This is a genomic window from Anaerovibrio slackiae, from assembly GCF_009695585.1.
Classification (GTDB): domain Bacteria; phylum Bacillota; class Negativicutes; order Selenomonadales; family Selenomonadaceae; genus Anaerovibrio; species Anaerovibrio slackiae.
The window spans coordinates 118,341-139,727 of record NZ_VUNR01000001.1; the positions used below are offsets into that span (position 1 = coordinate 118,341).

At 52.1% G+C, this 21,387-nt stretch carries 21 protein-coding genes and 2 riboswitches; all 21 genes read left to right on the forward strand.

Translation table 11 applies throughout. The annotated features are described in order from the left end of the window. The first annotated feature begins 2 nt into the window (after positions 1 to 2). The 21 genes from FYJ84_RS00575 (at position 3) to trmD (ending at position 21,097) form a co-directional block, all read left to right on the forward strand. Positions 3 to 665 carry a MotA/TolQ/ExbB proton channel family protein gene (locus FYJ84_RS00575; RefSeq protein WP_154405071.1) on the forward strand — a complete coding sequence of 221 codons (663 nt, stop codon included), beginning with the start codon at positions 3 to 5 and terminating at the stop codon, positions 663 to 665. Beyond that, positions 662 to 1,072 (forward strand): ExbD/TolR family protein, encoded by a 411-nt coding sequence (locus tag FYJ84_RS00580; RefSeq protein WP_154405073.1) that lies wholly within the window; start codon positions 662 to 664, stop codon positions 1,070 to 1,072. The genes FYJ84_RS00575 and FYJ84_RS00580 overlap by 4 nt, the downstream gene beginning before the upstream one ends. A 1-nt stretch (position 1,073) precedes the next feature. Further along, a complete protein-coding gene (locus tag FYJ84_RS00585) occupies positions 1,074 to 1,895 on the forward strand; it encodes an energy transducer TonB (RefSeq protein WP_154405075.1) in 822 nt (273 codons plus the stop codon). Positions 1,896 to 1,945: 50 nt separating this feature from the next. Further along, positions 1,946 to 3,952 carry a TonB-dependent receptor plug domain-containing protein gene (locus FYJ84_RS00590; protein WP_154405077.1) on the forward strand — a complete coding sequence of 669 codons (2,007 nt, stop codon included), beginning with the start codon at positions 1,946 to 1,948 and terminating at the stop codon, positions 3,950 to 3,952. 260 nt (positions 3,953 to 4,212) lie between these two features. Further along, positions 4,213 to 4,417, forward strand: a riboswitch (cobalamin riboswitch). 347 nt (positions 4,418 to 4,764) lie between these two features. Continuing rightward, positions 4,765 to 6,966: a methylmalonyl-CoA mutase family protein gene (locus FYJ84_RS00595; RefSeq protein ID WP_154405079.1), complete on the forward strand. Its 2,202-nt coding sequence runs from the start codon at positions 4,765 to 4,767 to the stop codon at positions 6,964 to 6,966. Further along, on the forward strand, positions 6,966 to 9,158 hold the full coding sequence (gene scpA, locus FYJ84_RS00600; protein WP_154405081.1) for a methylmalonyl-CoA mutase: 2,193 nt from the start codon (positions 6,966 to 6,968) through the stop codon (positions 9,156 to 9,158). The genes FYJ84_RS00595 and scpA overlap by 1 nt, the downstream gene beginning before the upstream one ends. A gap of 42 nt (positions 9,159 to 9,200) precedes the next feature. Beyond that, positions 9,201 to 10,394, forward strand: a complete 1,194-nt coding sequence (gene meaB, locus FYJ84_RS00605) for a methylmalonyl Co-A mutase-associated GTPase MeaB (protein WP_154405083.1) — start codon at positions 9,201 to 9,203, stop codon at positions 10,392 to 10,394. A gap of 82 nt (positions 10,395 to 10,476) precedes the next feature. After that, a riboswitch (FMN riboswitch) is annotated at positions 10,477 to 10,638 on the forward strand. Between the two features lie 211 nt (positions 10,639 to 10,849). Beyond that, positions 10,850 to 11,938 (forward strand): bifunctional diaminohydroxyphosphoribosylaminopyrimidine deaminase/5-amino-6-(5-phosphoribosylamino)uracil reductase RibD, encoded by a 1,089-nt coding sequence (ribD, locus tag FYJ84_RS00610; RefSeq protein WP_154405229.1) that lies wholly within the window; start codon positions 10,850 to 10,852, stop codon positions 11,936 to 11,938. Between the two features lie 83 nt (positions 11,939 to 12,021). Further along, a complete protein-coding gene (locus tag FYJ84_RS00615; protein WP_154405085.1) occupies positions 12,022 to 12,672 on the forward strand; it encodes a riboflavin synthase in 651 nt (216 codons plus the stop codon). A gap of 96 nt (positions 12,673 to 12,768) precedes the next feature. Beyond that, positions 12,769 to 13,968, forward strand: a complete 1,200-nt coding sequence (locus FYJ84_RS00620) for a bifunctional 3,4-dihydroxy-2-butanone-4-phosphate synthase/GTP cyclohydrolase II (protein ID WP_154405087.1) — start codon at positions 12,769 to 12,771, stop codon at positions 13,966 to 13,968. Between the two features lie 328 nt (positions 13,969 to 14,296). Further along, complete coding sequence (gene ribH / locus FYJ84_RS00625) at positions 14,297 to 14,767, forward strand: 6,7-dimethyl-8-ribityllumazine synthase (protein ID WP_154405088.1); 471 nt, start codon at positions 14,297 to 14,299, stop codon at positions 14,765 to 14,767. Between the two features lie 53 nt (positions 14,768 to 14,820). Next, positions 14,821 to 15,378, forward strand: coding sequence for a phosphodiesterase (gene yfcE / locus FYJ84_RS00630; RefSeq protein ID WP_328596296.1), 558 nt, complete (start codon positions 14,821 to 14,823; stop codon positions 15,376 to 15,378). After that, a complete protein-coding gene (gene hslO, locus FYJ84_RS00635; RefSeq protein ID WP_154405090.1) occupies positions 15,375 to 16,250 on the forward strand; it encodes an Hsp33 family molecular chaperone HslO in 876 nt (291 codons plus the stop codon). The genes yfcE and hslO overlap by 4 nt, the downstream gene beginning before the upstream one ends. A gap of 239 nt (positions 16,251 to 16,489) precedes the next feature. Then, positions 16,490 to 16,681: a 50S ribosomal protein L28 gene (rpmB, locus tag FYJ84_RS00640; RefSeq protein WP_154405092.1), complete on the forward strand. Its 192-nt coding sequence runs from the start codon at positions 16,490 to 16,492 to the stop codon at positions 16,679 to 16,681. A 239-nt stretch (positions 16,682 to 16,920) separates the two neighbouring features. Continuing rightward, positions 16,921 to 17,283, forward strand: coding sequence for a YlxM family DNA-binding protein (gene ylxM, locus FYJ84_RS00645; RefSeq protein WP_328596297.1), 363 nt, complete (start codon positions 16,921 to 16,923; stop codon positions 17,281 to 17,283). Positions 17,284 to 17,285: 2 nt separating this feature from the next. Beyond that, positions 17,286 to 18,647, forward strand: a complete 1,362-nt coding sequence (ffh, locus tag FYJ84_RS00650) for a signal recognition particle protein (protein ID WP_154405094.1) — start codon at positions 17,286 to 17,288, stop codon at positions 18,645 to 18,647. Positions 18,648 to 18,726: 79 nt separating this feature from the next. Next, positions 18,727 to 19,002 carry a 30S ribosomal protein S16 gene (gene rpsP, locus FYJ84_RS00655; RefSeq protein WP_154405096.1) on the forward strand — a complete coding sequence of 92 codons (276 nt, stop codon included), beginning with the start codon at positions 18,727 to 18,729 and terminating at the stop codon, positions 19,000 to 19,002. A 14-nt stretch (positions 19,003 to 19,016) separates the two neighbouring features. Continuing rightward, on the forward strand, positions 19,017 to 19,247 hold the full coding sequence (locus tag FYJ84_RS00660) for a KH domain-containing protein (protein WP_154405098.1): 231 nt from the start codon (positions 19,017 to 19,019) through the stop codon (positions 19,245 to 19,247). A 170-nt stretch (positions 19,248 to 19,417) separates the two neighbouring features. After that, a complete protein-coding gene (locus tag FYJ84_RS00665) occupies positions 19,418 to 19,837 on the forward strand; it encodes a YlqD family protein (RefSeq protein ID WP_154405100.1) in 420 nt (139 codons plus the stop codon). Then, a complete protein-coding gene (rimM, locus tag FYJ84_RS00670) occupies positions 19,809 to 20,351 on the forward strand; it encodes a ribosome maturation factor RimM (RefSeq protein WP_154405102.1) in 543 nt (180 codons plus the stop codon). Before FYJ84_RS00665 ends, rimM begins: the two co-directional genes overlap by 29 nt. After that, complete coding sequence (gene trmD / locus FYJ84_RS00675) at positions 20,351 to 21,097, forward strand: tRNA (guanosine(37)-N1)-methyltransferase TrmD (protein ID WP_154405104.1); 747 nt, start codon at positions 20,351 to 20,353, stop codon at positions 21,095 to 21,097. Before rimM ends, trmD begins: the two co-directional genes overlap by 1 nt. Positions 21,098 to 21,387 lie beyond the last annotated feature (290 nt).

Genomic DNA, 21,387 nt, shown 5'->3' on the forward strand with positions numbered 1-21,387 from the left:
TTATGGATTTGATTGTTAATGGCGTAGAGTTTTTTCACAAGGGCGGCTCCATTATGTATGTATTGCTGCTATGTTCATTTCTGGTGGTAAGCATAGCTATCGAAAGATGGCGGTATTTTGCCCGTCGTGACAGTGGGCGCGGCTTTACCAGGCAGTTTGCGGAGGCAATGTCAGCCGGGGATTTTGGCAAGGCAATTGGTATTGCTAAAGATGGCAGTGGTGATCTGGCAGGTTTATTGACAGGGGCGTTTAAGATACTTGCCGAGGGGGCAGAGCATGGGCAGCTGACAGGCTATATGGAGGTGCAGTCAGGCGTGGCATTGTCCAGATTGCGCCAAAGATTGTATTATCTCAGCGTTATCGTGACCATGGCACCCCTCTTGGGACTCCTGGGAACTATCAGCGGCATGATTTCCGCATTTAGTGTATTCAATGTGGAATCAGGACAGGCAACTGCTATTACAGGCGGTGTCGGCGAGGCCTTGATTGCCACGGCAATGGGGCTGTGCGTGGCGATTATCGCCCTGGCAGTGCATTCTTATTTTACCCAGCGGCTGGAGAATATAATTACGGATATGGAGCAGTGCTTCTCCCTGGTGGAAGCCAGCAGGAAGGCTCTGTCAGGGAAACCAGGTGAGCTGTATAAAGCAGGTGAGGCAGTATGAGGCTGAGGGACAGGCGGGCTGCCTGCAAGCCGGAAGTAAATATTATCCCTATGATAGATATCATGTTTTTCCTGCTGGTATTTTTTATGATGAGTACCTTGTACATGGTGAATATCAAGACCGTGGATGTGAATCTGCCACAGGCGCAGCATGCGGAAACGCAGATGAAGGTGACTTATCTTGTGACCATGAAGGCGGATGGTTCCCTGTGGCTGGAGGACCAGCCTATTGCAGAGGGGGAGCTTCTTCGCCGGGCGGCGGCAGAGCAGCGGCGCAATCCGCGTTTTGCAGTGGTGGTGCGTGCAGACCAGGGCATGGATTATGGCATGGTTATCGGCTTTTTGGACAAGATGAAAGGGGCTGGCGTTACACGCTTTGCTTTGGCGGCGGAGAGCGGGAGGTCCTGACATGACACAGGAGCAGAAGGATAAATATCATGCCTATGGCATTTCTGCCATATTTCATATTATTGTATTTATGCTGGTAGCATTAACGGGGATTTTTGCCCAGGCGGCACAGGAAAAGAAGCCTGCTGTGGATGTGACGGTATATGATATGGCTGCCGATAATGGCGGTGGCGGCGGTGGGGGAAGTCCTGCCCCGGCACCTGCGGCAGAATTGCCCCAGGCTATTGATGCAGTAGCTTTGCCTGCTGAAACAGCGAAGCTGCCTGAGATTGCCGAGGAGTATACAAAGGAGCCGGAAAAGCAGCAGGAATACAGGGAAATCCATAGAACGGCAGAGACACCACGGCAGGTATTTGGTACAGTAGCTGCCAGCCCTGCTGCAAGTGGAGCTGCTTCCAGTATCGGCCATGGCAACGGCAGTGGTACAGGGAAGGGCAGTGGCAATGGAACCGGGACAGGATCGGGGGATGGCTCCGGCAGCGGTAATGGCTGCGGAGAGGGAAACGGCGATGGCAGCGGTTCCGGCAGGGATGAAGCTGCGGCAAAGAGGCCAAAGACTCCGCCAAAGTTTCTTGGCGGCAATGAGCCACGTTACCCTCGTGACTTGCAGGAGCAGGGAATTGGCGGCACTGTACTGCTAAGGCTGACGGTGACTGCCGAGGGCAGCGTGTCATCTGTAGAGGTGGCAGGCTCATCCGGCTATAGCGACCTGGATAATGCTGCGGTAAAGGCGGCCTACAGCTATAGCTTTGCTGCTGCCAGGAATGTTTATGATGAGCCGGTAACGTGCATTATCAGCAAGAGGGTTGTTTTCAACCCGTAATATATAATTTTTTGCGCAGTATTATTGCAGCACGGTGGGAGGTTATTTAGATGAAGAAAAAGAAATGGCTGACAGCAGGTATTATTCTGGCTTTAAGCGCACATGCGCCGCTGGCTTTGGCTGCTGAAGATGGTACACCAGGAGGGAATGATAGTACAAGTACAGTGGATGTGTACGAGATGGATGATACTATCGTCACTGCGACACGCACAGCGAAAAAAGATGTGGATGTGCCGGCATCTACAATGGTGCTGACTGCGGAAAAGATCAAGGAAAGCGGAGCCACTAACGCGGCAGAAGCACTTAGCCAGCTTAATGGTTTTACTTATAAATCCTTTGGTGCTAATGGTGCTTCTATGGGTACTATGAACAATGAGCTGGGTATTCGCGGCAATCGTAATGGTACGCTGGTGCTTGTCAATGGCAATCCGGTTGCCTGGCGTACCAAGTATAATCTGGAAATGATCCCGGCCCAGAATATTGAGCGCATCGAAATTGTCAAGGGTGGCGGCTCCGTGCTTTACGGCAGTGAGGCAATGGCTGGCGTTGTAAATATTATTTTGAAAAAGAACAACCCTAATAAAGTTACTGTAGGCTTTGGCAACTATGGCCAGCAGAAGTATGATTTGAGCATTGGCGATGAAATACTTGGCATTCATCTGCATACTGATAAATGGGATAAGCAGGAAGGGGCAAGCCTTTCTGATTTAGATTATAAGAAATTGAAAGGACAATCGCGTACTGATATCTTGGATGCCGATAAGCTTAATTTCGGATTCAATTGGAATATCAATCCTCGTTTGCAGATGGTGTACGATTTCTTTAAGACAGAAGCTGACTACCAGCGTTTTATTACGCGGGTAGATAATTCTGCCGGGCAGGGAGTTGTGCCCGGAGAACAGTTTAATGGGCGGAAATACACCACGGAGCAGCATGTAACACAGCTGAACTACAAGGATGATAAGTGGAAGGGAAATCTGTATTGGAATACTGGTACTGTTGAGTCAGAGGGGCCGACATATTTCACAACTACTGGCAGTACATCCGGCAAGCGTACAGATAGCAGATATAATACCAGGGAGTGTAATACGACTTATGGCTTTGATGGTCAGCGTATCTGGGAAATTGGCGATAAGTCCACGGCAATTCTGGGGATAAGCGGTCAGCACGAGGTATATCAGGCTTTACCGGCTATTAGCACGACAGGTAACAGCATCAAAAATCGCATGCGCAATAACTGGGGCGTCTTTGGCCAATGGGAGCAGCATTTTGATGCGAAAAATACAGGTATTTTCGGCTTGCGTGAAACTTGGACAACGGGAGCTGCTGAAAACTATAATAACCTGAGTGGTTCCCTGCAATGGCTGCATAAGATGAACGATAATAATAATCTTTATGCCAGTGTAAATCAGTCTTTTATTATGCCTACTTTTGCTCAGATGTTTCCGTCCTCAGATAATGCAAATCCTGCCCCTGATTTAAAGCCGCAGTATGGCATAAATTATGAAATTGGCTGGAAGCAGAACCATAACAAACACAATTGGCGGTTGGCAATTTTCCATACGGATATAACGGACAACATTGCAGCCAAGTGGGATAAAAAGAAAACATCTTATACATATACCAACGAGGATTTTCGCAATACAGGCATTGAGCTTTCCTGCGATATTAGCGGTACCAATGGCTGGTCGTATCAGTATGGTGTTACCTGGCAGAATCCTGAGACCAAAAGTGAAAGCAAGAAATTAGGCTGGGAGCGTACTCAGGGCAAGCTGCAGCTTACCGGCGGTATTACCTATAAAAAAGAGAAGTGGACATCGTCCCTTTCCGGCTCATATCTGTGCAGTCGAGTTATGAATCCGTCCAGTGATCCTGCTTATGCTACCAAGCCGTATTTCCTGACTTCCTGGCGTACCAGCTACGCTCCTGACAAGAATACCGAGGTGGCGCTTTCTGTAGATAACATTTTGGATCGCAAGGATAATTTGAGCCATAGCTCGTCCTATTATTATTCTGCGCCGGTGAATTATCTGCTGAGTTTCAGTTACAAGTTCTAATATAATTTCTAGATATCTCCTAATTTTATGAGGCACCTGTATGTCAATGCACTAGTGGCAGCAGGTGCTTTATTTTAGCATTATTTATTTATCTTTATTGTTATGCTTTGATAGATATTGGTAGTATAATATAGGCAGAGGGGGCAGGCAACATTGTCCGGGCAGTTGATTCATAATTCATAGGAAATATAAAAAAATAATATCGTAAGATATATCAAATTAATTGACAACAATAAAATCTAGCTGTACAATATAATTAATTTAATAGAGTAAGGACAGGTGTCTGTATATCAGACTTAATAGAGAATCCGGTATAAGCCGGAACGGTCCCGCCACTGTAAGGCAGAGGGCGGCACATTTATGTCACTGGGGCAGCACATTGCGGCGTAAAGGCGTGATGGCTCTGGGAAGGCGTGCCAACCTATGAAGCCGAGTCAGGAGAACTGCCTGTTCAATCGTCACCGTTAGCGGCTGCATCCACAGCAGGGGAGTTTTGGATGCATCTGCTTGTACCTGCGAGCGATGGGTAGGGGATGGAGCTATGAAACGACAGCTTTTGCTTTGGGCGTGAAATCGGTCTTCTACCAGCTTTGGGGTTGCTGCGGCTTTGCCGCGGCGTCCCCGGGGCTGGTTTTGTTTTTTTAGGCAGCTGGTTTCCGTTGCCTTTCTGGCGTTGGCTATAGAACAGGCATTGAGTGCCGCTATAGCCTTTGTCATGGCATATGAGCCTGTGGCAGGCTGCCGCATGCTATCGTAGCAAGTCCATCTGCATGCTCTGGCAGATGGATTTTTTAGTTGAAGGAGGTTGTTGTATGAGTGAGGAGAAGGACCTGGACCTTCAGGCGATTTTGAAAAGGGCGGAGCAGGAAAGCGTTTTTCCTGATGTGCCTTTGGATGAATTTGCCCCGCCCGGCTATGATGAATGGAAGGAAGCCTGTATAGCTCTTTTGAAGGGTGCGCCCTTTGAAAAGAAGATGTATACGGACACCTACGAGGGGATTACCTTTTCGCCTATGTATTTCCGCAGGGATACGGAGGAAATACTGCCGAAAAATTCCTTCCCCGGCATGGATGATTTTTTGCGTGGTGCTACGCCAAACGGCTATATCAAGGCGCCTTGGGGGATTGCCCAGGCATGTGATCTGACTATGCCACAGGAGAATAACCAGTTGCTCCGCCACGAGCAGGACAAGGGCTCTACTATCTACAATGTGCGCCTGGATGCTGCCACCCTTGACTGCCGGAGCAGTGACAAGGCAGAAAGGCCCGGTGACGGAGGCTGCAGCATCAGCACATTGGATGACATGAGCACTTTGCTTTCGGATTTGAAGCTCGACAAGTACCCCCTGTACATCTACGCAGGTGCTTCTGCCGTGCCTGTGCTGGCACTGACGGCAGCGGCTGTGCGGTCAGGGGGCGGCAGCCTGGGGAATTTAAAGGGCATTGTGGGCGCCAATCCTGTCGGTGAGCTGGCTGCCAGGGGCAGGAACAGCCAGTCCCTGGCCAAGCTGTACGATGAGGCCTATCTGGCGGCAAAGTGGGCGATTAAAAATGCGCCAGGCCTGAAGACCTTTATGGCTGGCAGCGATGTGTTCAGCCGGGGCGGCGCCAACGATGTGCAGGAAATCGCCTATACCCTGTCCATAGCGGCGGACTATATGCGTGCCATGCTGGAGAGGGGACTGACGGCGGACGAGGCTGCCGGGCAGATAATGTTCGGCTTCTCTATGGGCGCCAATTTCTTTATGCAGATTGCCAAGCTGAGGGCGGTGCGGCCTGTCTGGGCGCAGATTGCCGAGGCCTTTGGCTGCAGCAGCGAGGCCCAGCGGATACATATCCACGGCAAGCCGGCGCTGTTTTTCAAGACTAAGTATGACCCTTATGTGAATATGCTCCGCAATACCTCGGAGATGTTCTCCGGGGTGGTGGGAGGCATTGAGTCCTTCGAGAACGGCACCTTTGATGAGGCAGTGCGGAAGGGGGATGAGTTTTCACGCCGTATTGCCAGGAACGTGCAGGTTATGCTGCAGGAGGAGTTCGGGCTGCTGCAGCCTATTGACCCGGCAGGTGGCTCCTGGGCGGTGGAAAGCCTGACCAAAGAGATTAAGGAAAAAATCTGGGCGGAGTTTCAGACTGTGGAAGGCATGGGCGGTATAGCAGCAGCCCTGCTGGAGGGATATCCTCAGGCGCAGGTGGGGGCAGTGCTTGCCAGCCGCTTCAAGAAGCTGGAGTTCAGGCGTGACCGCATCGTAGGCAGCAACATGTACCCGAATATGACGGAAAAGCTGCTGGATGAGAGGCCGGAGGATTTTGAGGCTAACCGCAGGGCACGGAGCGAGGCCATCGCAGCCTACCAGTCAGATATGGACGAGGTGTTCAAGGCGGAAAAGCTGGCGGAGCTGGGCAAAATCAGCCAGGAAGGCGGCGATATTGTGCAGGTTGCCATTGAGGCTGCCAGGGCAGGTGCCGATATCGGCGAACTGAGGGCGGCCATTGATTGCAGCCGGTCTGCTGAGGCCGCGGCAAAGGAAGCGGTACAGGCGATTTTGCCCCACCGCTGGAGCGAGCGGTATGAGGAGCTGCGCATGACTACGGAGAAGTATCAGGCAGAGCATGATGACAACGTAAAGATTTTCCTGGCCAACATGGGGCCGATACCGCAGCACAAGGCAAGGGCGGACTTCACCACGGGCTTTTTGCAGGTGGGAGCCTTCCAGGTGCTGGGCAACAACGGCTTCCAGACTGTGGAGGAAGCTGCGGAGGCGGCAGGCAGGTCCGGGGCGGATGCGGTGGTTATCTGCTCCACGGATGCCACTTACCCGGAGATTGTGCCGGCGCTTGCGCCGAAGCTTCATGAGGCACTGCCGGAGGCAATGGTATTCCTGGCAGGTGCCGCGCCGAAGGAGCTGGCAGATACCTACAGGGAGGCAGGGATTGACGAGTATATCAATGTCCGTGCCAACTGCTACGCTATCCTGCAGCTTTTGCAGAAGAGGAAGGGGATGATTGAGTAATGGCTGCTTTTCCTGATTTTACCAATATGAAGTTGAAGGAAGCTCCGGCAGGCAGCGGGGCGGAGTGGCAGAGGCTGTTTGAGTCGGCTGCCGGTGCTGATTTTGCCGCCCTGACCGGCAAGACCATGGAGCATATTCCTATCAAGCCTATATATAACCACGATGAATACGATCACATGAACCATCTGGATTTTGCCAGCGGCATACCGCCCTGCCTGAGAGGTCCGTACTCTACCATGTATGTGTTCCGTCCCTGGACAGTAAGGCAGTATGCAGGCTTTTCCACGGCGGAGGAATCCAATGCCTTTTACCGCCGCAACCTGGCTGCCGGTCAGAAGGGCTTGTCCATCGCCTTTGACCTGCCTACCCACAGGGGCTATGACTCGGATAATCCCCGGGTGCTGGGCGATGTAGGCAAGGCAGGCGTTGCCATTGACTCCATCCTGGACATGCGCATCCTGTTCAGCGGCATACCTCTTGACCAGATGTCCGTATCCATGACCATGAACGGTGCGGTGCTGCCGATTCTGGCCTTTTACATCCTGTCCGGCGAGGAACAGGGTGTGGATAAGAAGGTTATGGCCGGTACTATCCAGAACGATATTTTGAAGGAATTTATGGTGAGGAATACTTATATTTATCCGCCGGAAATGTCCATGCGCATCATCGGTGATATTTTCGAGTATACCACCAAGTACATGCCTAAGTTCAACAGCATTTCCATCTCCGGCTACCACATGCAGGAGGCTGGCGCAACGGCTGATATTGAGCTGGGCTATACCCTGGCCGACGGCTTGGAATACATCCGTACAGGTATCAAAGCGGGATTGCCTGTGGATGCTTTTGCCAAGCGATTGTCCTTCTTCTGGGCGATCGGTAAGAATTATTTTATGGAAGTGGCAAAGATGCGTGCAGCCCGTGTGCTGTGGGCGAAGATTGTCAAGTCCTTCGGTGCAAAGGACAGCAAGTCCATGGCACTGAGAACCCACTGCCAGACCTCCGGCTGGTCCCTGACGGCACAGGACCCTTTCAACAACGTGTCCAGGACGCTGATGGAGGCAATGGGGGCGGCGCTGGGGCATACCCAGTCCCTGCATACCAACGCGCTGGATGAGGCTATTGCCCTGCCGACTGATTTCTCGGCACGGATTGCCAGAAATACCCAGCTGTACATTCAGGACGAGACCAGTGTCTGCAAGATTATTGACCCGTGGGGCGGCTCCTACTATGTGGAGGCTCTTACCAACGAGATTATCCGCCGTGCCTGGGCGCATATTCAGGAGGTGGAGGCCCTGGGCGGCATGGCAAAGGCCATTTCCAGCGGCCTGCCAAAGATGCGCATCGAGGAAGCGGCGGCACGACGCCAGGCGCAGATTGACTCCTGCAATGAGTCCATCATCGGCCTGAACAAGTATCGGCTGGAAAAGGAGGACCCATTGGAAATCCTTGCCATCGATAACACCGCTGTGCGGCAGGCGCAGATTGAGCGCCTGGAGAAGCTGCGCCGGGAGCGTAATGCTGATGATGTGCGCCGCTGCCTGGAGGGTGTTACCAAGGCGGCAGAGAGCCGTGAGAACGGCAACCTGTTGGAGGCTGCGGTGGATGCAGCCAGGGCACATGCTTCCCTTGGTGAGATTTCCGATGCCGTGGAGAAGGTGTCCGGCAGGTTCCAGGCGGTTATCCACACCATTTCCGGCGTGTATTCCTCTGAGTTTACCGACAAGACGGAGCTGGACAGAGCCCGTGAGATGGCTGATGAGTTTGAGGAGCTGACAGGCCGCCGTCCGCGTATTTTCGTGGCAAAGATGGGACAGGACGGACACGACCGGGGACAGAAGGTTATCGCTTCATCCTTTGCGGATATGGGCTGGGATGTGGATGTAGGCCCTCTGTTCCAGACACCGGAGGAAACTGCTCAGGATGCGGTGGATAACGATGTTCACATGGTAGGCTTCAGCTCCCTGGCAGCCGGGCACAACACGCTCCTGCCGCAGCTGGTACAGGAGCTTGCCAAGCTGGGACGGGAGGACATTATGGTGTGCATAGGGGGAGTAATACCTGTGCAGGATTACGATTTCCTCTATGAGAGCGGTGCTGTGGCAATTTTTGCTCCGGGCACGAACATTCCGGAGGCAGGCATCAAGCTGCTTACTTTGCTGATTGAAAGGGCGAAGGAGGAGCTGGCAGAATAAGCTTTAGAAGGGATTAGAAGGAGCTAGAAGGAAGTGTGAGTTATGGCAAAATATACCACATCAAAACCCAGCTGGGTGCCGGAGGAAAAGGATGATAAGTTTGCCTGTAGTGTCATGAGCGGTATAGAGGGAGTTAAGGACACAACTACGGGCAATATTAATCCTATGCTGGCCAGCGGCAAAATGAAACCGAAGCGGCGGCTTATCATGAGCGAGGATGAATATGTCGATGGTGTTCTGAAAGGCGACCGCATGGTATTATCAAGGGCTATAACTCTCATTGAAAGCAATAGCTCCAAGCATTTTGTCAAGGCACAGCGGGTATTGCAGCGGCTGCTGCCCCACACGGGGAAAGCCCTGCGTATAGGGATTACAGGTGTGCCGGGAGCTGGCAAGAGTACGATAATTGAGGCCTTTGGCAACATGCTGTGTGACAGGGGGCACAGGGTGGCGGTGCTGTCGGTAGACCCGACAAGCTCTGTCACCAGGGGCTCCATCCTGGGGGATAAAACCAGGATGGGAACCCTGTCAAGGCGGCAGGAAGCGTACATCAGGCCCTCACCTGCCGGGGGAACCCTGGGGGGGGTGGCGCGCAAGAGCCGTGAAACTATGCTCATGTGCGAGGCGGCAGGCTACGATGTGATTTTGATTGAAACAGTGGGGGTTGGCCAGTCGGAAACCACGGTGCGCTCTATGGTAGACTTCTTTATGCTGGTGGTGCTGACCGGCGCCGGTGATGATTTGCAGGGCATCAAGAAGGGAATTATGGAGCTGGCGGATGCCATCGTCATCAACAAGGCAGATGGGGACAATCTGCTGAAGGCCAAGGTGGCAAGGGGCGAATATGAGCGGATGATAGAATATATTCGCCCGGCTACCGAGGGCTGGCAGACTCATGCCTATACCTGCTCTGCCTATACCAAGGATGGTATTCCTGAGCTGTGGGAGGTTATCAGGGCGTTCCGGGAAGTGACGGAAAAGAGCGGCGTCTTTCAGAAGCGGCGCCGGGGGCAGCTTTTGGAGTGGATGCACAGCATGATTGACGAGCATCTCCACAGCCTGTTCTTTGAGGACCCGGTGATTACCGGCAGGATGCCGGAGGTTAGGGAAGCCGTGTTGCAGGGCGTGATTTCCCCTACGCAGGCAGTGAAGGAGCTGGTCAACATGTTTGATGTGGACAGGGCTGCCAGGCGGCAGGTGGATTTGTTTCACCCGGAAAGAGAAACAAGAACTTGAAACTACATCCCGGCATAGTATTTTGGGAAAATGTGTTGCATATAATATAAATTTATGCTAAAATAATACACAGAAATACAGAGACAGTCTTTGGGGCAGGGTGTGATTCCCTACCGGCGGTACAGCCCGCGAGCCTGAGGCAGTGAATGGGGCGGCAGCTTCGGTTGCCGTGCATGAGCTGGGGAGGGCAGGATTCGGTGAGATTCCGGAGCCGACAGTATAGTCTGGATGAGAAAAGACGTGTTGCGTGCATCTTTTTGTGTGTTTACGATGGCTGTTGAGGATTTTTCTTCGACAGCCATTTTTTGCGTTTTTAGAGGACTTCACTCTGTACTTCAAATATTTTGTATCATGCAAAAATCAGAGGTGATAGGATGCAAAAGAATTTGAAAGGAAGGCTTGCCGGATGGGGGGAAGCTGCTGCATCAGGGCAGTTTCAGGATTTCGACGAGCAGATGATGGCGCGTGCCATCAGCCTGGCAAGAAACGGCCTGGGGCGCACGTCCCCCAATCCCTTGGTGGGAGCCGTGATTGTCAGGGACGGCAGAATAGTGGCAGAGGGCTGGCATAGGAAGGCCGGTACTCCCCATGCTGAAATCCATGCCCTGAACATGGCTGGCGAGCTGGCACGGGGGGCTACGGTGTACGTTTCCCTGGAGCCTTGTGCTCACTATGGCAGGACGGGTCCTTGCGCCAAGGCATTGGTGGAGGCAGGTGTCAGCCGGGTGGTGGTTGCCATGATGGACCCCAATCCCAAGGTGGCTGGCAAGGGCATTGCCATCTTGCAGGAAGCCGGCATTCAGGTGACTACAGGGGTGCTGGAGCAGGAAGCCAGGCAGCTGAACGAGGTGTTCCTGAAATGGATGACCACAGGGCTGCCCTTTGTGGCACTGAAAACCGCCATGACGCTGGATGGCAAGATTGCCACGGCCGCCGGTCAGTCCCAGTGGATTACCAATGAGGCATCACGCTACGAGACTCACAGGCTGAGGGATGTTTACGATGGAATCCTGGTGGGCATCAATACGGCGCTGGCGGACAATCCTGCCCTGACAACCAGGCTGAAGGAGTATCCGGGCAGGAATCCTGTGCGGATTGTGGTGGACAGCCGGGCAAGGCTGCCTTTGGAGTCAAAGCTGGTGACAGACGGTGCCGCCAGTACCATTGTGGCTGTGACGGCAGGGGCACCGGCAGACCGGCTGGAAGCACTGCGGTCGGCAGGTGCGGAAGTCATTGTGGCTGGCAGTGGCGGCCAAGTGGATATGCACAGCCTGATGGAGCAGCTGGGAGCCATGAAGATATCCTCCGTGCTGGTTGAGGGAGGCGGCAGCGTGAATTTTTCCCTTTTGCAGGCAGGTCTGGTGGACAGGGTATATGCCTTTATTGCACCGAAGCTGGTAGGAGGCAGGGATGCCCTTACCCCGGTGGAAGGTGATGGCTTCCGGGAATTAAGCCATGCCGTGGAGCTGGAGGACATTCAGCTGAGGCAGCTGGGCTCTGATGTGCTTTTGACGGGAATTGTAAAAAGAAATACGGAAAAATAGAAAAATTTTCTGTATCATGCAGGAAAAATCCAGAGGCATATCGTATATATAATGATGTGAGTCTGAGTTAAAAGGTGAAGGACATGTTTACAGGAATTGTTGAAGAAGTGGGCAGGATAAAGGCCATAGGCAGCGGTGTGCTGCAGGTGTCTGCCAGCAGGGTGCTGGAGGATGTGCAGCTGGGGGACAGCATTGCAGTCAACGGTATCTGCCTGACAGTGACGGAGTTCAATAGCAGCAGCTTCCGGGCTGATGTGATGCCGGAGACCGTCAGGCGCACTTCCCTGGCGGAGCTGAAGATTGGCAGCCCGGTCAATCTGGAACGGGCACTGACTCTTGCCAGCCGCCTGGGAGGGCATATTGTCAGCGGCCACATTGATGGCGTAGGCAGGATTGTTTCTATGAAGGATGACAAGAATGCCGTGCTGATGAAGATAGCGGCAGATGCTGATATTCTGCATTACATTGTGGAGAAGGGCTCTGTGGCCCTGGATGGCATCAGCCTGACAGTGGCGGCGGTGACGGACAGGGATTTTACGGTGTCCCTGATTCCCCATACCCGTCAGGTGACAAACCTGGGCAGCAAGGGGGAAGGCTCCCTGATCAACATCGAGAACGATGTGGTAGGCAAGTATGTGGAGAAGCTGCTGCTGCCAAGGCAGTCAGCCCGGAAGGATGGGCAGCCGGAGGCTGGCAGCGTTACCATGGAAATGCTGCTAAAAAGCGGATTTTGACTGACTGGTGCCTGGCTTTACAGGGCTGGTTTGGTTTGATTTTACTTTGATTTATTTAAGGCTTTGATTATTTTTATATTTTAAGGAGCGGTTATAATGGCAGATTTTGCAACAGTTGAAGAAGCAATTGAGGAAATCCGGAATGGAAATATGATTGTGGTTGTGGACGATGAGGATCGCGAGAACGAGGGCGATCTGATTGTGGCAGCAGATAAGTGCACCCCGGAGCATATTAATTTTATGGCTACCCATGCCAAGGGGCTTATCTGCACCCCGGTGGAGGGCTTTATTCTGGACAGGCTGAAGATCGGGCAGATGGTGGTGAACAACACCGATAATCATGAGACTGCCTTTACCGTGTCTGTGGATGCCACCAGCACCACCACCGGCATTTCTGCTTTTGAGCGGTGCCAGACTGTCAAGGAGATGATCGACCCCAACTCCAAGCCGGAGGATTTCCGCCGTCCGGGGCATGTCTTCCCGCTGCGCTCCGTGCCGGGTGGCGTACTGCGCCGGGCGGGCCACACCGAGACTACTACTGACCTGGCAAAGCTGGCAGGCTTGACTCCGGCTGGCTTCTGCTGCGAGATTATGGATGATGACGGGCACATGATGCGCACGCCGCGCCTCATTGAGTTTTCTAAGAAGCACGGCCTGAAGCTGATTACGGTGCAGTCCCTGATTGAGTACAGAAAGCGGACTGAGTGCTTCGTGGAAAAGATTGCCGAGGCAGACCTGCCTAGCAAGTACGGCCATTTCCGCATCCATGCCTACGAGAGCAAGCTGGACGGCAAGTGCCATCTGGCTATTATGAAGGGCGAGGTAAAGGGCAAGGAGGATGTGCTGGTGCGCGTTCATTCCGAGTGCCTGACCGGAGATGCCCTGGGCTCCCTGCGCTGCGACTGCGGAGATCAGCTGGCTATTGCCCTGAAGCGCATTGAGGCTGAGGGCACCGGCGTGGTGCTGTACATGCGTCAGGAGGGACGCGGTATCGGTTTGGGCAACAAGATGCGTGCTTATGAGCTGCAGGACCAGGGCAAGGATACTGTGGAGGCCAATGTGCTGCTGGGCTTTGCGCCGGATGAGCGTGATTATGGCATCGGGGCGCAGATTTTGGCAGATTTGGGGCTGACTACCATCCGTCTGATGACCAATAATCCGGCAAAGAGGGCAGGACTTGAGGGATACGGCCTGAAGATTGTGGACAGGGTGCCGCTGGAGACTCCTCGCAATGAGTACAATGAAGGATATATGAAGGTTAAGAGAACCAAGATGGGACATATTTTGCACGAATAAGTAACATTACGTTACGCTGTTCACTTTGGGGGCGGGCGGCATGGCAGTGCCATCGCAGGCACGTTTGCACTCGGCATTCAACCTGGCGGTACTAAGCTATTGCTGCGCCTGCGGCTTGCAAAGTCGCAGTACAAGACAACGCATTGCAGTTGTCTTGTACTGGGTGATATGCCACCGGCATATCACCCGCTAAGTACCGAGGTTGAACAACGGCCTGCTTATGGCACCGCCAATGCCGCCGCCTTCATGTGAACAGTGACGTATAAGTATAATGTGCTTTTCTCTTTAATTATTCTATATTAGTTCGTTTTATAGGAGGAATAGTGATATGAAGGAAGTTAAGGTTTTAGAGGGTATGCTGAATGCGCAGGGGCTGCGTTTTGGTATTGTGGTTTCCCGTTTTAATGAGTTTTTCACTTCTAAGCTGCTGGGGGGCGCACTGGATGCCCTGCATCGTCATGGTGCCAGCGAGGATGATATTACGGTTGCGTGGGTGCCGGGGGCTTTTGAGCTGCCGCTGGTGTCCAAGAAGATGGCTGAGTCCGGCAAGTATGATGCGATTATTGCCCTGGGCACTGTCATCCGCGGTTCAACTACTCATTATGACTATGTGTGCAACGAAGCTGCAAAGGGCATCGCTCAGGCGAGCATGGCTACCGGCGTACCAGTGTCCTTCAGCGTGGTGACTACTGAAAATCTTGACCAGGCTATTGAGCGCTCCGGCACCAAGGCTGGCAACAAGGGTGCTGACGGTGCCATGACTGCTATTGAGATGGCAAACCTGCTGCGCCAGATTTGATAGGCGTGTTTTGCTATCAGATGTTGTAGGCAATTGATAAGGGGGACTTTACTGTGAAGATTGGTGTAATAAGCGATACCCACGGCTGTCAGGAGCATTGGGCAAAGGCTTATGAAAAATTTTTCAAGGACGCGGATTTTATTATCCATGTGGGGGATGTGCTGTACCACGGGCCCCGCAATCCTATGTTGGAGGATTACAATCCGGCAGGGCTGGCTGAAAAAATCAATGGCTGCTCGCAGCCTGTGCTGATTTGTAAGGGCAACTGCGATTCCGAGGTAGACCAGCTGGTGCTGAATATGCCTATTCAGTCCCCTTATGTCCATGCTTTTGCAGACGGGCGCCATATTGTGGCAGTGCATGGCCATACTGTGGAGGCTGATGCTGAGAAGGATAGGATGGCAGAGGCAATCCGGGCGGATATTTTTATCTGCGGCCATGTGCATGTCAATGTGCTGGAAAAGCGGGGCAATACAGTGTTCCTGAACCCTGGTTCCCCGTCCCTTTCCAAGCGTGAGGACGGCAGGCAGACCTGTGCTGTAATTGAGAATGACTCTATACGGATTTATGATATTAACTCCGGCGAGGTTGTCATGGAGATGGATTTATGAGCGATAAGTTAGTAAAGGCGATTACCAAAGGTGTCAGGGTGTATGCTGCCGTGACTACGGACTTGGTAAATGAAGCCATCAGGCGGCATGATTGCTATCCTGTGGCGGCGGCAGCCCTGGGGCGCACCATGACAGGCGCACTGCTGCTGGCGGCAAATTTGAAAAATAAAGAGGCGCTGACTGTCAATATCCGGGGGGACGGCCCTCTGAAGAATATTACGGCGGATGCGGTGCCGGAGGGGTTTGTCCGTGGCTATGTGGCTAATCCTCATGTGGAGCTGCCATTGAATGACAGGGGCAAGCTGGATGTAGGCGGCGGTGTGGGCCAGGGACTTGTTACCGTTACCCGTTTCACCGGCCTGCGTGAGCCTATGCGGGGCAGCAGCGAGATTGTCACCGGTGAGATTGCCGAGGATTTGACCAATTATCTATATGTTTCCGAGCAGACGCCTTCTAGCATCGGACTTGGCGTGCTGGTGGATACGGACTTTTCTGCCAAAGCGGCAGGAGGCTTTATTATTCAGCCCATGCCGGATGCAGATGAGGAAACCATCAGCAGGCTGGAGGAAAACCTTCAAAAGCTCCGCCCTGTCACCACCATGATTGATGAGGGCAAGGATGCCAGGGAAATCATTCTGGAAATCATGAATGGCTTTGAGATGGAGTTTTTGACTACTACTGACCTTGCTTTCAGGTGTCAGTGTTCAAAGGAACGGCTGGAGGACGTGCTGCTTAATCTCAACCATGATGACATGGAATCCCTGATTGCAGACGGGCAGGCGGAGGTATGCTGCCACTTCTGCGGCGAGAAATATCACTTCAGCAAGGAAGAATTGCAGCATCTTTTAAAATTAGCCGATGCTGTAAAGTAAAAATACTTTACAACAAGTTTTTTATCTGCTATAATAGCTAACTGTGACAGCGTGAGAAATGCTGTCATGCTTTGCAGCGAGTCAGGGGCAAGGGGATATTGCCGCTGGCAACGGTGTCGGTTTTTTTGTGGAAGAAAATTTATGCCGGTGGTTGCAATCAACAGTGAGCGTGTGTTATAATTTTCATATTGTGTGTGAAGACCGTACACACTCATAGATACTATAAGGAGGTGTGTTACATGGCAAGTGTATGTGAAGTATGCGGTAAGGGTGAGTTGAGCGGCAATAATGTCAGCCATTCCCACTTGAAGACCAAGCGTACCTGGAAGCCAAACATTCAGCGTGTTCGTGCCGTTGTTGAGGGCGAGGTTAAGCGTGTTAATGTTTGCACCCGTTGCCTGCGTTCTGGCAAGGTCGAGAGAGCTATCTAATTTGCGCAAAAGTATCATCGAATGATATATCATAAGAAAAGCCGGTTATTTCATAACCGGTTTTTCTTATGCCCCGCCTCCTCCCCCTTAACGCCTGAACAATCTCCACTTCTTCCACCGCCAGCCGCCAAATAATGGCAATTTTTTGAGCTGACAAGGAAAAATACTTGACAACCCCTCCCCAGCTGGTTATAATAGCTATGGTCGGGTAAGGGTGTGCCTTGAAAGCAGGTGGTATTGTGCTGGAACAGCGTTTATATCTGGCTCAGCTATATGATGTCTACGGGCCGCTGTTGACAGAAAAGCAGCAGCGTTGCCTGGAAATGCACCTGTTTGAGGATTTTTCCATGTCGGAGATAGGGGAAAGCCTATGTGTATCCCGGCAGGCAGTATACGATATACTGCACCGCTCCGAGCAGACCATGGCAGAGTATGAAGCGAAGCTGGGGCTGGCTCAGAGGATTGAGAAGCAGCGTCATGAACTGACAGAAATTTATGATGAGCTGAAAGGACTTGATGTTGGCGGGGCAGGTTCGCAGGTGGCCGCAGTATTGCAGCGGCTTGCACCATATACCAGCCTTGACACGGCTCAGGAGGAATAGTTTTGATTTTTGAAGGTTTGGCAGACAGACTGCAGGAAACATTTAAAAAGCTGCGCGGACACGGCAAGCTGACAGAGGACGATGTAAAGTCTGCCATGAAGGAAGTGCGGATGGCTCTTTTGGAGGCAGACGTAAACTTCAAGGTAGTAAAGGACTTTGTCAAGCGTGTAACGGAGCGCGCCATCGGTCAGGATGTTATGGAAGCATTGACGCCTGCCCAGGTGGTAATCAAGATTGTTAATGAGGAACTGACCGAGTTGATGGGCGGTTCCCAGAGCAAGATAAATATGTCATCACAGCCGCCAACCATCATCATGATGGCAGGCTTGCAGGGTGCAGGTAAGACAACCTCCGCCGGCAAGCTGGGACTGGCACTGAAAAAGCAGGGCAAGCGCCCTGTGCTGGTAGCGGCTGATATATACAGGCCGGCAGCTGTTACCCAGTTGCAGGTCATTGGCAAGCAGCTGAACATCCCGGTATTCTCCATGGAGCCGGGGACTGACGCTGTGACTATTGCCAAGTCATCCTTGAATTATGCCTTTACTCACGCCAATGATGTGGTTATCATCGATACCGCTGGCCGTCTGCACATCAATGAGGAATTGATGCAGGAGCTGAAGGACATCAAGCGTGAGGTAAAGCCGCACGAAATTCTGCTGGTGGTAGATGCTATGACCGGTCAGGATGCCGTGAACGTGGCGGAAAGCTTCAACAAAGATTTGGAGCTGACCGGCTTGGTTCTGACAAAGATGGATGGTGACTCCCGCGGTGGTGCGGCATTGTCTGTCAAGGCAGTGACCGGCTGCCCGATCAAGTTCGTGGGCATGGGCGAAAAGCTGGAGCCTTTGCAGCCCTTCCATCCGGACCGCATGGCTTCCCGTATCCTGGGCATGGGCGATGTGCTCTCTTTGATTGAAAAGGCGCAGGATGCCTTTGATGCCAAGGAAGCGGAAGCATTAAGCAAGAAGCTGCGCAAGGATGAATTTACCCTGGACGATTTCCTGAGCCAGATGAAGCAGGTAAGGAAGCTCGGTTCCTTCGAGCAGATTATCGGCATGATTCCGGGGCTGGGAAGCCAGGTAAAGGATGCCCTGAAGGACAAGGACATTGACCTCAATGGCAAGGAAATGCGTCGCATAGAGGCGATTATCCTGTCCATGACTCCCAAGGAGAGGGCAAATACAAAGCTCATCAACGGCAGCCGCAGAAAGCGCATAGCTATGGGTAGCGGTACCCGTGTGCAGGACGTCAACAAGCTTCTGAAGCAGTTTGAGGAAATGCAGAAGATGATGAAGCGCATGAAAAAAATGCAGGGCGGCAAGAAAGGCGGCTTTGGCGGCCTAAAGCTTCCGTTCATGCATTGATTATATATTATCTAAGCAAGTATATCTTCTATAAAAAATAGAGTTTAGATATACCACATCTAAGGAGGTGAATTTTCACATGGCAGTAAAGATTCGTTTGAACCGTATGGGTGCTAAGAAGAACCCTTTCTATCGTATTGTTGTAGCTGATTCCCGTGCACCACGCGATGGCCGTTTCATTGAGATTGTTGGCAACTATGACTCCACCAAGGAGCCTGCAGTAGTAAACATCGACGAGGAGAAGGCCTTGGAGTGGATGTCCAAGGGTGCACAGCCTACTGACACTGTTCGTTCTTTGTTCTCCAAGCAGGGCATCATGGCTAAGTTTGATGCGGCTAAGCATGCTAAAGACTAAGAAAGAGGCATAGCATGAAAGAGATCGTTGAGATTATTGCGAGGTCCCTTGTTGATCATCCTGATCAGATTGTTGTGAATGAAAAAGAGGAGGACGGCATCGTCCTGTTCGAGCTTCATGTGGCTGATGAGGATATGGGCAAGGTAATTGGCAAATCTGGTCGTATCGCCAAGGCGTTGCGTACTGTTGTCAAGGCTGCTGCTACTCGCGAGAATAAAAAAGTGAATGTAGAAATAGTTAGCTGATTACCTCAGCCGAAACTGCGGCAGATTTTTCTGCCGCAATTTCTATATATGGCACAAAATATGGCATAATATGACATGAAGTATGGCATATGCTATGAGATAAAATGTGAAATGAAATATGCCGGTGAAATAATGTAGAAGTTGATTATGAGAGGATTGGAGGCTTTATAATGGACAAGGTTTTAGTAAAATTCCCTTTGACGATAAAGGCAAAGCTGACAGAAAAGCTGAAGAATTCCATGCTGGAGGAAATGAATAACGGCATTCAGCAGGCACAGCTGGAGATTTCCCAGATTAATATTCAGGCAGAGCGTGCCCTGAACCAGAAGGACGATGAGGGCAACCTGCCTAACGAGGAAGCTCAGGCCATGATTCACCGTCATTTCGGCATGGAGCGTCAGAAGCGTGAGGAGTACATAGCTCAGACTACTGCCCGTCGTGACGAGCTGGAGAAGCTGGCACTGGGTGCAGAGATTGTGCAGGGACAGAGCGAGCGCTTTGTTGAGCTGAAGGTTGGGGACAACATCCGTGACCAGTTCAATGTGGAAGTAGTGGTGGAAGATGATAAGATCATCGCAATCCGCAGCTAAGAAAAATAGGGCAGCCGACAAGGGTGACAGGATTGTCATCGGCAAGGCAGGCGCACCCCACGGTGTCCGGGGCGAAATGCGGGTAATTCCCCTGACTGATTTCCCGGAGCGGTTTCAGGAGCTGGAGCATGTCTATGTGGGCGATGAGCTGATGGATGTGGAGGACTGCTGGTATCACAAGCAGTTTGTCATCATGAAGCTGAAGCAGTGCCCTCATCGGGAGGCGGCAGCCCTGCTGACCGGCAAGCTGCTGTATGTGGATAAGTCTGAGGCTATGCCTTTGGAAGAAGGGGAATACTATACCTTTGACATTATCGGGCTGGAGGTTTTTGACCTGGAGGGAGAGTCCCTGGGCTTTGTTACCGAGGTCTTGAAGACCGGCAGCAACGATGTGTATGTGGTGTCCCGGAAGGGCCAGGCGAAGCAGATTCTGGTGCCTGCCCTGAAAGCCGTAGTCAAGGAAATCAACGTGCCTGAGGGCAGGATGGTGGTGGATTTGCCGGAGGAAGCCTGATGAGGATAGATATTCTTTCCTTGTTTCCTGCCATGTTTGCGGGCCCCTTCGGGGAGAGCATTACCAAACGTGCCGTGGCAAAGGGTATTCTGGATATTCATATCATGAATTTCCGGGACTTTGCGGAAGGGCGGCACAAGCAGGTGGATGATTCTCCCTTCGGGGGCGGCAGCGGCATGGTGCTGAAGCCGGAGCCCCTTTTCCGGGCTGTCCGCTTTTTGAAGGATACTACCAATTATACCAAGCGCAGGGTGCTTCTGATGAGCCCGGAGGGGGCGGTATTCAATCAGGCCAAGGCACGGGAGCTGGCACAGTATGAGCAGCTTATCTTCATCTGCGGCCACTATGAGGGCTTTGATGCCCGTATCAGCGAGAATCTTGCCGATGAGATTATCTCCATCGGTGATTTTGTGCTGACTGGCGGCGAGCTGCCAGCCATGATGATTACGGATGCCGTATCCCGGATGCTGCCGGGAGTGCTTGGCTCCGAGGAATCCGCGCCTACCGACTCCTTTTATAACGGCCTTTTGGAGCATCCCCAGTACACGCGGCCCCGGGAGTTTGAGGGCATGCAGGTGCCGGAGGTGCTGTTTTCCGGCGACCATGCCAAAATAGCCAGATGGCGCAGGGAAAAGTCCCTGGAGGCAACCTTGAAGCACCGCCCTGACCTTCTCAGGACAGCGGAGCTGGACAAGAAGGATTTGCAGTACCTGGCAGCCTTGCAGGAAAATCAAGGTGAAAATTAGGCAGATATGTCTTTGTGATGTATCTGTCTTTTTTGTTATCGAGAAGGTCATGGATATTTGCTATTTCATCATCATTGGTAAATGCTGTCTTTTTTATAAAGCGACGCGGATCATTTTGTTGTATCTGTTCAGACCTCAAGAGGGACAGGTACTGCCGCTACCTGTCCCTTTTTAATGTCTGAACAGCGTGCACGAAATAACAAGCCATTGATGATATTGCTAGCGTAACGTATAATCACAAAGGTGAATTTATCATGTCAATATTACGATATACATATAAAGTGAGAAAA